Source organism: Chryseobacterium candidae (assembly GCF_004916905.1).
Lineage (GTDB): Bacteria > Bacteroidota > Bacteroidia > Flavobacteriales > Weeksellaceae > Chryseobacterium > Chryseobacterium candidae.
Map to the genome: position 1 here is coordinate 1 of NZ_SDLV01000038.1, position 12,398 is coordinate 12,398.

Consider the following 12,398-nt stretch of genomic DNA (forward strand, 5'->3'; position numbering starts at 1 on the left):
TCTCCCCGACATCTTTTATTCTCATCCAAAAACACAAAAAGGAAGCATTATGCCTCCTTTTTGTGTTTGTAATGTAACCTATCAACTGAACCTCACTATATGTGTTTGTGTTTTTTTCTGATCATTTGGCTTTTTTAAGAAGGCCGTTTAAGGTTATTCTTACACTTCTTTAATTTCATCTGTGTTTATTTAATTTTTTTCATCATTTGTGTTTCTATAACTACCATTTATTATTTGTATAGTTATGATCATTTGTTGTTTTTGTGTATGAAACTTCAGAGGTTTAAAAGCATTTCTCAGTTGCTTTTTTATTACTTAAATTTCACAGTACAAAGGAACAACATTCCCAAATAAAATCTTCTATAAACCCCATCGATACATATCGATCAGTTTATAGATATTTATCGATGAAATATAATATTCTGATTCTCTGAAGTGGTGATTACCTTAAAACATTAAAGTTTATGATGGGTTTTGACAAGGTCAACAAGCTCAACCATATTTTCAATCTTGAGTTTTTCAAAGATATTTTTTTTGATGGTGCTTACTGTGTTCTGTTTGATATTCAGGCTGTTTGAAATTTCAAGATTTCCATATCCTTCAGCATACAGTTCTGCAATCTGCAGTTCTCTTTTGGTTAAACTGTTGAGCGGACTTATCAGATCAGGGTTGGAAACAAGCTGTATCAATAGGTTTCGTAAAAGAGTAGAAAAATATTCACCCTTTTCAATAAAGGTTGTAATTGCTTCTCTTACTTCTTCCTCTTCACACAGCTTACTCAGGTAACCATCAGCACCGGCTTTGACGAATTTAAGGCCATGCAGCTCTTCTTCAAGTCCTGTAAAAATCAAAATTTTAAGATCAGGATTTACCCTTTTCATCTGTGGTAAAATATGAAGACTGTTTCCGTCCGGGAAATGGGCATCAATGACAGCCATCTCGATTCCTTTTGATTCTATAAGTTCCAATACCTGATGTAAAGATGAAGTCTGATACACTTTAGCATTAGGAACAATATCACTGATAACAATCTCCATTCCCTGGCGTACAATGCTGTGATCGTCTGCCAGAAGGAATATAATCTCTTTATTTTGAACTGGTGTTTCCATTATTATTATTAAGATTTAAATTGATCCTGAATGTCACTTTGGTTCCTTTATGTAATTTACTTTCAACGGATATATCACCATCGAAAAGTTCTACAATTTCTTTTACCAGATTAAGTCCAAGTCCTGCTCCCAGATTATCAACTTCATCAGACACCATACCCTGATAATAGGGGTCAAAAATTTTACCAAGATCAGATTCTGATATTCCTACTCCGGTATCTCCTACTGTTGTAATCAGGGAAATTTTATTTTCTCCAAGAGGCTCTGTAGCCATTACAAGATCAATCTGCCCGTTTTCTGTGAACTTATTGGCATTTCCCAGAATATTCATAAAAATCTGATTGATTCTGATATTATCCGAATATACTACTAAATGATCAGGAATTCTGTCAGTAACCATAAATCTGTTGTTTCTCGTTTCCAGATACGGAGTAATCACTTTGACAATAGAACTGATTTCATCTTTAAGATTGAAAACGGACTGTATAAGCTCTTTTTCAGCATTTTCATTTTTGGTATATTCCAGAATCTGGTTAGATTGGAGAAGCAAAGTGCTGTTGGTAAACTTAATTGATTTAAGATAATCCTTTATCGTTTCATCTTCAGTAGTTCTGTGGATTTTATCTATGAAAATATTGATGATTTTCAAAGGGGATCTCAAGTCATGGCTTAACATTCCCAGAATCCTGTTCTTGAAATTAAGGTTCTTCTTAATTTCTTTATTGGCAGTATCCAGTTTTTGTTCGTAGACAAATGCCATTCTTGTAAAATACATGATCAGGATAGAAACAATAAACATCAGAATCATCAGTCCCAATACCAGATAAGTCCTTATCCTGTTATTATTGGAGCTCTGTTCATTATACTCTCTTTCCAATTCAGATTTAAAATCCCTGATGGCATTTTCATACACTTCTATTAAGTTATTACTATACACCAACAGCTTACTGAAATTACTGTAAAACTGTAAATTATTCTTCTGACTAATGGCTGCAAGCAGCTGAACCTTCTTTACTTCGGCAGCATAATGTTTGTCTATAGATTTTATCGTATTGTCCATTTTGGATTTTACCTGAGAAAGATCTATGGTTTTATTATTAGTCATTGTGATCACAGTACTCTCCTTCTGAACATCTACTTTTCCTGTTACGGCATCTTTTAAACGTCCGAAAAAGCCTTTCTTTTTTACAGTATCTGCATAAGTACGGGTTTGAATCTTGAAATCTTCAAAATCATTTTTATACTTAGCCGGCTCATATTGCTTATCCTCAATTTTTGTTGGTGGATTCAGAGAAGTCTGGTACACTGAATCTATTAATGTCTTCAGTTTCGCAGCTTTTAAAGTATCCTGGCTACGGAGGGCCAGATTTTTTTTCAATCTGGGACTTGTATTTTCGTATTCACCAATTTTATCAAAATTAGTCTTAAGTTTTCTCAACGACTTGAAATAGAGCTGTAAATCATTCTTATCCTGAGTGGCCATATATTTTTGAAGATGATCCTGTGCATCCATGAAATCTTTCCTGGAATTATCAGTTAAGCCTCCCAATGCACGGCTTTCCTCAAGCTGATCTTTAATAAATTTCAGCTTCTTTCCGTTAACAAATTCATTGTAGAAAAATATGGCAATAATGATCTGTATCAGTAAGATACAAAGGATCAATGAGTAATGAACAAGTTTTCTCAATTTAAAATTTAAGAATTTATTTTTCATATTTGTTTATCAGTTAAATTAATTTCCTGATGATGTAAGTCCATTAGATATTAGCTTTTAACAATATACCATTATTTTCAATAATTTCATAATAATCATATATCATTCAATTGACAAAGTTAAAGTAATTTTTGTCTTCTTATAATAATGAATATTTGATTAAACCCATAGAATTTATTTTTTTTTACTATTAAAAAGCCTTGTAAACATTCAGTTTTATTTATGTAAATCTTTTTTTTTAGAGCAATTGCAAAAGTTGAGGCTCAGTAAAATATTCTTTTCCTGCATATTTTATTCCAAATAATACATATTAAGTTAAAAAAATGAACGAGAAAATCCATAGATCATTTATTCTTTATACTCTTAATGATTATTGAAACAGCCTTCTGTGTATGGATTTTCTATTATTCCGTATTTCTACCCAATGCAATAATTGGTTGTTTACACTCTAAGAACTTATACTCTCTTCTTTGTTAATTTGAAATGCTTATTAATAGTGACAATATTCAATGGAAAACCAGAATATTAACCTGTACCGAAAGATTCATCTTTACACTTAAACTATTGTAGTGGACAAAATTCCGAAAATAGTGAAGATCATTAATGATGGTACATTCCTCCATATTGATGTCTTTACTTTGGGGTTTCCTCCAATACAATTATAAAAATTAAAACAAATAACCTATGATTACAGAAAACTACGACGTAATCGTCATTGGCGGAGGAGCAATAGGACTTGCTACAGCTTATCATCTTGGCCAGCGTCAGGCTAAGACTTTAGTACTGGAACAATATACCTTTGTCAATCAGCTGGGAAGTTCTGCAGGAGTATCACGCCAGTTCCGTATTCCTTATCCTGATGAATATATGGTACAAATGGCTCTGGATGCACAGCCTTATTGGGACGAGCTGCAGAAAAAAACAGATACCCAGCTGCTTGATAAAGTAGGAACACTGTGGTTTGGTGACCCTGAAGTTCATTCCACCGAAGGGAATATTGCTGAAGCAGAAAAAGCTTTAAAAGCTTTAGGAGTTCCTTATACTACTTTAACTTCAAAAGAAATCGAAGAGCAGTATCATTTCAAAAACCTGCCCGATAATTACACCGGACTCTTTCAGCCGGATGGTGCCAGCATCAATTTTAAGGCGACTATTGAAACACTTTTAGACCTTTGCCAGAAAGAAGAAACCGTAGAACTCAGAGAAGATTCTCCAGTACTTGAGATTAAACAAAACGGTGATCTTTTTGAGCTAACCACTCCCAATGGAATTTATATCGCTAAAAAACTGGCCATCATTCCCGGACCTTATATCAACAGTGTGATCAACTTGCTTGATTTTAAAATAGAAGCCACTTACTGGAATATGTCTTCTGCTTATTTTAAAAAAACAGATCCTTCTATACAGTATCCAACATGGTTTGTATTTCAGAATGCAACGGGAGACAATGGCAATCAGTTCTACGGCTTTCCTTCCGTGGAATGGGATCATCCGGAATACATCCGTGTAGCACCTGATTTTGTGATCAAACCTTTGGATGAGCCAAGCGACAGAACATTAATTCCCAATCCCCAGGAACTGGCCTACACTTCCCAATGGATTGAAAATCATATGACCGGGCTAAGCATCATTCCTGAATATACTTCAACATGCCTTATCGCTTTAAGTACAATTCCCAATAAAGAACTGCTGATTGATTTTGCCCCGTCTTATGTGCCCAACCATAAAAACATTGTGGTGTATGCTACAGGATGGGCTGCCAAATTCACCCCTTTCTTAGGAAAAATTATGTCGGATCTTGCATTAGACGGACATACTGATTTTGATATTACTCCATTCCGATTAGGATATAAATATTTCTTAGCACTTTAAAAATTATAACATCATGAATCAAGAAAACGTCAATAAAAATACACCGCTCTATCCGGGCATGCAGCCTGATCTGAAGATAGAAGTAGCCATTATAGGTGCCGGAACTTCCGGACTATACACTGCTTTTCGTTTGGTAACAGACAATAAATATAAAGGTCACGAAGTACAGATCTTCGACATGAGCGACAGATTAGGCGGAAGACTGGAATCTGTAATTATGCCGGGAATGAATTTCTGGGGAGAACTTGGGGGAATGCGCTATCTCACCTCTCAGGAAATTGTAACAACACTCATAGAAGGTTACCCGTTGAAAGAAGCAGATCTGAGCAAAAGAACGCCTGTTCTGAAAGATAAAATGACCCCTATCCCATTTCATATGGGAGAACCTGAAAAGCTTCTGATGTACATCCGGAAAGAACGTTTCAAACAGAATGCATGGACAGAAGAACAGAAACATGATAACAAACTGATTACACGCTATTATCTCAATGAAAATGATGAAGGATTCAGCTCCGATCAGTTATTCAATAAAATTATCTATAATGTTCTAATGGCTGATCCATGGGTAGCTGCCACCTATAAAGACCTGATTATTGCAGATCCTAATGGCTATGATTTTACTTTCAAACTGACCAGCCGCGACTGGGATGCAATAAAACCAAGAATGGTTTACAATTTCCCGGGTTCTCCCTATGACAAACGTCTGGTAAATGATATCGGTTTCTGGAACTTAATCAAAGATCAGGTCTCCCAGGAAGGCTACGAATTCTTAGCAAATGCCGGAGGATACTACTCTAACACAATCAACTGGAACTCTGCCGAAGCATTTCCTTATATGGTAGGAGACTTTTCTGCAGACACAACTTACAAAACCATTGAGGAAGGTTACGACAGCATTGCCTATGCAGTAGCCAACACGTATATGGAGTATGAAGGAGCACGCATCTGGTCTGAAAACAAACTGATTACTTTTACCAAAGATCATCATTTGACCGCTACTCATAAATACGAATTAACCTTCCTGAATATACAAAGCAACGAAACATGGAAAGTGTACGCTAATTCAATCGTATTGGGTATGCCAAGAAAATCACTTGAACTTCTGGATCAGAATAATTTCTTCTTTGACGCTAACAGGCATCAGAAACTGAACAAAAACATCCGTTCTATCATCATGGAGCCTGCCTTTAAAATCCTTATGGGCTTTGAAAGCCCATGGTGGAGAGAACTGGGAATTGATTCCGGGCATTCCATTACAGATTTACCGATGAGACAGTGCTATTATTTCGGTACTGATACTGAAACCAAAAATTCAATGTTATTGGGAAGTTACGGTGATATGGAAACAGAAACATTCTGGAAAGCCCTATCTGATGATAAAGTTCTGTTTAAAGTAAGAGCTGCAAGATCTGCATCATTGGAAGAATTGCATAAGTTTGACGATGTTCAGGCTACAGAATTAATGGTGAATGAATTGATGAACCAGCTTAGAGAACTGCATGGTATAGATATTCCGGAACCTTATGTAACCTATTTCAGAGACTGGACAGATGATCCCTACGGCGCAGGATATCATGCCTGGAAAGCAGGTTTCTCAGTAAAAGATGTGATGCCTTATATGAGAAAACCATTGGTGGATGAACAGATTCATATTATTGGGGAAGCCTATTCTGATCAGCAGGGCTGGGTGGAAGGTGCTTTCTGTGAAGCGGAAAAAATGCTTCAGACCCATTTTAAATTAGACTGGCCATACTGGTTAGATCCTGAATATTATTTAGGATGGTAATCTTGAATACATAATGATAAGATGATGTGTATAGATAAAGCTCCGGAGTATTTCGGAGCTTTATCACATTTAAGGATATGGGAGTTTTTTGATTTATAATCTGTACAATCTGATAAGCATTATATTCTTATTCCATATCACAATCATTAGTATTTTCTATTTTTCTAAGGGAATCTTGAGATGATATTTTCCTAACTTTTCGGTTTGAAACGAATTAAAGAATACTTCAGACAATTCATTATATTATCTGAAATATTCAAAACCCAATAACTGCAAAATCTCTTTATCATCTTATGACAGATAAAAATTTTAATCCCGGAAAAGGATTTATATTCAGTAAACATGTGCCGGAAGAATTATCACATTTTGACCGGGTCTTTGATGTTTTTAAAGATTTGCTCACCCACACCTCCGGAGATATTGAAGAAGCCTTCGATTGGCTGGATATGCTTGATCAGGAATATGATATTTTCAGTGATGAATATACCCTTCAGGATTTTGAAGAAGACTTGAAAAAACGTGGTTATATCAAAGAAAAAGATCCTGAAGAAGGCAATACGGGAAGTGGAAAAGGTAAAAATATATTAACGCCTAAACTGGAAGCTGCCCTTCGTGAATATGCGCTGGATCAGATTTTCGGAAAACTGAAGAAAAACGGAGCGGGAAATCACCGTACCAACAAAACAGGAATTGGAGATGAGCGTGATGGCGAAAACCGTTCCTTCCAGTATGGAGACGACCTTGCTGCCGTGAATATGACGGAAAGCCTGAAAAATGCACAGATCAACAACGGAATTTCAGATCTGCGCCTTACAGAAGAAGACCTCATCGTAGAAGAGACAAAACATAAGGCTCAAATGAGTACTGTTCTAATGATCGACATCAGCCACTCTATGATTTTATATGGTGAAGACCGGATTACTCCAGCCAAAAAAGTAGCGATGGCACTCGTGGAATTGATTAAAAGAAAATATCCGAAAGATTCCATTGATATCATTGTTTTTGGAAATGAGGCATGGCCCATTAAGATTAAAGATCTTCCCTATCTGAAAGTAGGCCCTTATCACACCAATACGGTAGCCGGACTTGAGCTGGCCATGGATATCCTTCGCAGAAAAAGAAATACCAACAAACAGATTTTTATGATCACCGATGGAAAACCAAGCTGTATTCAGCTACCCAGCGGTGAGTTTTATATGAACAGTTTCGGCTTGGATGAAAAAATTGTTAACCAATGTTTCAACAGAGCAGCACAGGCAAGAAAACTGAAAATTCCGATCACGACATTTATGATTGCACAGGATCCTTACCTCCGTCAGTTTGTGGAAGAATTTACAGCCCAGAACAAAGGAAAAGCATTCCTCACCGGACTATCTGGTTTAGGACAAATGATTTTTGAAGATTACGAAAAAAACAGAATAAGAAGAATATAAAGGTCAGATTTCAGACTTTAAAGCATTAAAATAAAATCTTACCCGATAAAGTATTACAAGAAATGAAAAACGATATTACATTTAAAGAATTAAAAGACTCTGGTTATACTCATAAAACGATTAATGAGGAAATTCAGGCCAATTTAATTGCCAGTATTAAAGCTAAAGAACCTGTATTTGAAGGACTTTGGGGTTATGAAGACACCGTAGTTCCCCAATTGAAAAAAGCCATTCTTGCCGGCCACCACATCAATTTACTGGGACTGCGCGGACAGGCAAAAACCAGAATTGCAAGAAGCATGGTTAATCTGCTGGATGAATATATACCCATCGTAAAGGGATCAGAAATTAATGACAGTCCTTTTCATCCTATTTCAAAATTTGCCAGAGATCTGATTGCTGAACTGGGTGATGAAACCCCAATTTCCTGGGTGCACCGTTCTCACCGTTTCTACGAAAAACTGGCTACTCCCGATGTGAATGTGGCTGACTTAATTGGAGATATAGATCCTATTAAAGCCGCTACCTTAAAACTGCCCTATTCCGATGAACGTGTTTTACATTACGGAATGATTCCGCGTGCGAACCGTTCTATTTTTGTTTTAAATGAATTACCGGATCTGCAGGCCAGAATTCAGGTTTCCCTGTTTAATATTTTACAGGAAGGAGATATCCAGATCCGTGGATTCCAGCTGAGAATGCCGCTGGATATTCAGTTCGTTTTTACCGCTAATCCGGAAGATTATACCAACAGAGGAAGTATTGTAACTCCACTGAAAGACAGAATCGGATCTCAGATTTTCACCCATTATCCAAAAACAATAGCTCTTGCCAGACAGATTACAGAACAGGAAGCATTGATTTCGGCTGAAGATAAAGCACAGATCCAGATTCCTGATCTGGCGAAAGACCTTTTGGAAGAAGTTGCTTTTGCGGCCCGTATCAGCGAATATGTAGACGCGAAAAGCGGTGTCAGTGCACGTCTTACCATCAGTGCTATGGAAAATTTAATGGCAGCAGCCAAATTACGTTTAATTGAATCCGGTGCAGAAAGAACTACTGTACGTCTGCTTGATTTTATGTCGATCATTCCATCCATCACAGGAAAGATCGAGCTGGTATATGAAGGCGAACAGGAAGGAGCAGATTATGTTGCCAAAATATTAATTGACAAAGCCGTAATGACCCAATTTGAAAGCCTCTTCCCGCGTATTTCAAAACTGGAAAAAGAAGGGATCAAAACACCATACACTGACCTGATCAGATGGTTCAACAAAAATCATTTAGAACTCAGCTACAATGATACGGATGAAGAATTCTATGCTAAACTTGATCAAATAAAACCTTTGACAAATGTAGTGGAAGAAAATGCCTCTGAATTGAGCAAAGAAGATCAGAATTTCTGCAAAGAACTTGTATTATGGGCATTAACCATCAGCAATAAAATTGATAAATCTGAAAATCAGAATGCATTCACTTTTGATTCTCCGGGGATCGGGCAATTCTTACGTAACTAAAAACCAGTAAATAATATTCAAATAAAACCTTCAGTTGATCTGAAGGTTTTTTATTTTTTAAGAAACAAGATCATTTTTATACCAGGTTATCATTTTTAAGTACTGCAGAACCAAAAGGATTGTCAACCAGCCATAGCCACTCTCCTTCTTCATTTTTCTTCATGATACAGGAAGTATTGCCGGTCATATGAATAGGATGCCCATCAGGAGCATTTCCCGTCATTTCCCATTGATCCTGCCACATGGCAAGATCATTCACAACAGTTATATGTGGAGTTTCACCCTGAATATCCATTTTTAAACAGCAAATTTCATGCATCGCCAATGCTATCTGCTCAAGTCCTCTCAGCTCCCGCCCATCTCTGTCAATATAAACGGCATCAGGATGAAAACAGCTTAATGCACCTGCAGCATCTCCGTTTTTTATACAGTGACGGAAATAGGCTACAGCACCTGTTTCTGTTTTTCTGTCAAAGTCCTGCATGTTATTTTAAATTTCTGGAGTTTAATTCTTCTTCCAATTGTTTCTTATTTTTATTCCGGCGGCTAACAATAGAACCTACAAAAAATAATGGCAAAACCGTCAGAAATCCGAAACCGCCAGTTATGGTACTATAAACCGAAATACCTACCATTAATCCCAGGAGTACAGCATTGAGAATGTTATTGGATTTCATTTCTTTTTTCTTTTCTAATAATTCATGGTCGGTTAATTGTGAAAATCCTTTTTCCATGGTTTATTTCTAGTTTTTGGTTGTATTTTGTTTTTAAAATGGTAAAAATGATCGTTTACAGATTTATTTTTACCGAAAGCTAAAATACAATATTGCTAAGACATTTTATTATTTCTTTTATTTGTACTTTATTTCAGCCCCTGTATTTCTAAAAATACTGAAGCTTATGGAAGACCACCTGAATTGTATTTACAGAGTTATCAATTTCATGGAAAAGAATTATGACCACCCTGTTTCTGTAAAGGAACTGGAAGATATTTCACATTATTCTTACCGGAATATCCAGCGTATTTTCAAATACAGCTGCGGAGAAACAATAGGTGCTTTCCAGCAAAGATTAAAAGTAGAAAATGCCTATAAACGGATTCTTTATACCCAGGAAAATCTCACCTCCATTGCCATTGAAGTGGGTTTTGCCAATATCGCTTCCTTTTCCAAAGCCTTTAAACAACATTTTGGGATCTCCCCTAAAGCTGCAAGACAAAGTAAAGGACAGCTCCTTTGTGGAGATGCCATCATTCCTATTGCCTCAGAAGTCCTGCTGGAACCCGAAATTGTATATCTGAAGCCTGTGCAGGTATATTACCAGAGCATTAACACCTATTATAACAATGAAGAAATTGAAATGCTGTGGGAAAAATTCATGGAGAATGATTTCCCTGGCTCAGGAGCAGAATATTTCGGAGTTATAGCCGATGAACCTTTAATAAAAACTGAAATCAGCTGCCGGTATGACGCTTGTTCGTCTGTTCAATCCGGAGATAAAAAGCTTCCTTCAAAAATGATATTCGGAGGCAAATACGCCCGCTTTACCCATTCCGGAAGCTACGAAACAATAGACGACACCTATACGAAGATCTATTCCCGCTGGATTTTTAATTCAGGTCTTGAGTTTTCACACACTCCTATCATCGAAAAGTATGAAAGGCATGCTGAAAACGAAGATGATCAGGAAAAGCAGCTGACCTATATTTTATTACCTTTGAAGTAAGTTGTCAATTTGGGACAACTTTAAGAAAAACAATCGATCTAATTTTGCTCTGTTAAAAATAGATCAGTTATGCAAAAAAAGAAAATTATGTTCCCATTATTACCTTTTCTTCTATTATCCTGCTCATCAGCGGAATTAACAGAAATACCGGGTATGGTAAATCCGGAAACAACTGTTTACAAAATGCCTGAAGAATCAGCTCCCCATGAAGGAACCTGGCTTCAGTGGCCACACCAGTATCAATATGGAACTACCTACAGAAACCGTCTGGATGCCACCTGGATAGCAATGACCAGAGAGCTTGTAAAAAGTGAAAAAGTTCACATTATTGCTTATAACAATACAGAAAAGAATCGTATTACAGGGCTGCTCAACACTGCAGGAGTTCCTCTTAGCAACATCAACTTCAAAATTTATCCAACGGATGATTTCTGGGTAAGAGATAACGGCCCTATTTACGTAAAAGATCAGAACGGACAGTTATTTATTCAGGATTGGGGGTTTAACGGCTGGGGAAACAAGGCAGATTACAGCAAATGTAATGCAATTCCTTCTAAAATATCAGCAGATACAAACATTCCAAAAATCAATCTTAACTCAGTGATGATCAATGAAGGAGGAAGTGTGGAAATTGACGGAAACGGAGTTTTGATGGCCTGCAAAAGCTCTATCCTGAATAATAACAGAAATCCTGGAATGACCCAACAACAGGCAGAAGCTATATTTACTAAAAATCTCGGAGTAACCAAATTTATCTGGTTGAACGGAAAAGCCGGCCTTGATATCACAGACATGCATATTGACGGGTTTGCCCGATTTGCCAATTCATCTACCATTATTACAATGACTCCCGATGATCTTTCCTACTGGCAGGTTTCCAATGGAGATATTGATAAACTGTATGATGCTACCACAAAAACCGGAGCGGCTTATCAGTTTGTAAAAGTGCCTTTAACAAGAAATGATGTCATTACTACTTACGGAAAAAATGTAGGTCGTGCCTCTTACATCAATTATTATATTGCCAATAACCGTGTACTGGTTCCTAATTATAATGATCCGAATGATGCGGTTGCCAACCATATCATCCAGCAGCTGTATCCTGGCAAACAGGTAGTTGGAATTGATTGCCGTAACTTATTCGCCAATGGAGGAATGGTTCATTGTGTAACCCAGCAGCAACCTCAGTAAAATAACATGACTAGTCCTAAAATAGGTTGACATAAAATTAGACAATATTTA

10 protein-coding genes are annotated in these 12,398 nt (G+C 36.8%); 6 read left to right on the plus strand and 4 right to left on the minus strand.

All coding sequences use genetic code 11. The features are described 5' to 3' along the window. Positions 1 to 455 precede the first annotated feature (455 nt). Together EK417_RS16585 and EK417_RS16590 are read right to left on the minus strand one after the other, a co-directional pair. Entirely contained in the window at positions 456 to 1,109 is a 654-nt protein-coding gene (locus tag EK417_RS16585; protein ID WP_076594370.1) for a response regulator, read from the minus strand. Further along, positions 1,087 to 2,823 carry a sensor histidine kinase gene (locus EK417_RS16590; RefSeq protein WP_076594369.1) on the minus strand — a complete coding sequence of 579 codons (1,737 nt, stop codon included), beginning with the start codon at positions 2,821 to 2,823 and terminating at the stop codon, positions 1,087 to 1,089. Before EK417_RS16590 ends, EK417_RS16585 begins: the two co-directional genes overlap by 23 nt. A gap of 684 nt (positions 2,824 to 3,507) precedes the next feature. Here EK417_RS16590 and EK417_RS16595 point away from each other — a divergent pair. The 4 genes from EK417_RS16595 to EK417_RS16610 all read left to right on the plus strand — a co-directional run bounded on the left by EK417_RS16595 (position 3,508) and on the right by EK417_RS16610 (position 9,431). Then, entirely contained in the window at positions 3,508 to 4,695 is a 1,188-nt protein-coding gene (locus EK417_RS16595; RefSeq protein ID WP_136522794.1) for an FAD-dependent oxidoreductase, read from the plus strand. Between the two features lie 13 nt (positions 4,696 to 4,708). Continuing rightward, on the plus strand, positions 4,709 to 6,481 hold the full coding sequence (locus EK417_RS16600) for a flavin monoamine oxidase family protein (protein ID WP_136522795.1): 1,773 nt from the start codon (positions 4,709 to 4,711) through the stop codon (positions 6,479 to 6,481). Positions 6,482 to 6,774: 293 nt separating this feature from the next. Continuing rightward, on the plus strand, positions 6,775 to 7,914 hold the full coding sequence (locus EK417_RS16605) for a vWA domain-containing protein (protein WP_076594366.1): 1,140 nt from the start codon (positions 6,775 to 6,777) through the stop codon (positions 7,912 to 7,914). 62 nt (positions 7,915 to 7,976) lie between these two features. Further along, positions 7,977 to 9,431, plus strand: a complete 1,455-nt coding sequence (locus EK417_RS16610) for a sigma 54-interacting transcriptional regulator (protein WP_136522796.1) — start codon at positions 7,977 to 7,979, stop codon at positions 9,429 to 9,431. Positions 9,432 to 9,507: 76 nt separating this feature from the next. Here the strand turns inward: EK417_RS16610 and EK417_RS16615 are convergent, their stop codons facing one another. Continuing rightward, positions 9,508 to 9,915 carry a YybH family protein gene (locus EK417_RS16615; RefSeq protein ID WP_136522797.1) on the minus strand — a complete coding sequence of 136 codons (408 nt, stop codon included), beginning with the start codon at positions 9,913 to 9,915 and terminating at the stop codon, positions 9,508 to 9,510. Between the two features lies 1 nt (position 9,916). After that, entirely contained in the window at positions 9,917 to 10,165 is a 249-nt protein-coding gene (locus tag EK417_RS16620) for a hypothetical protein (RefSeq protein WP_076594363.1), read from the minus strand. Positions 10,166 to 10,331: 166 nt separating this feature from the next. Between EK417_RS16620 and EK417_RS16625 the strand changes: the two genes are divergently transcribed. Together EK417_RS16625 and EK417_RS16630 are read left to right on the plus strand one after the other, a co-directional pair. Further along, on the plus strand, positions 10,332 to 11,156 hold the full coding sequence (locus EK417_RS16625) for an AraC family transcriptional regulator (protein WP_136522798.1): 825 nt from the start codon (positions 10,332 to 10,334) through the stop codon (positions 11,154 to 11,156). Between the two features lie 69 nt (positions 11,157 to 11,225). After that, on the plus strand, positions 11,226 to 12,347 hold the full coding sequence (locus EK417_RS16630; RefSeq protein WP_136522799.1) for an agmatine deiminase family protein: 1,122 nt from the start codon (positions 11,226 to 11,228) through the stop codon (positions 12,345 to 12,347). The last annotated feature ends 51 nt before the right edge of the window (positions 12,348 to 12,398 follow it).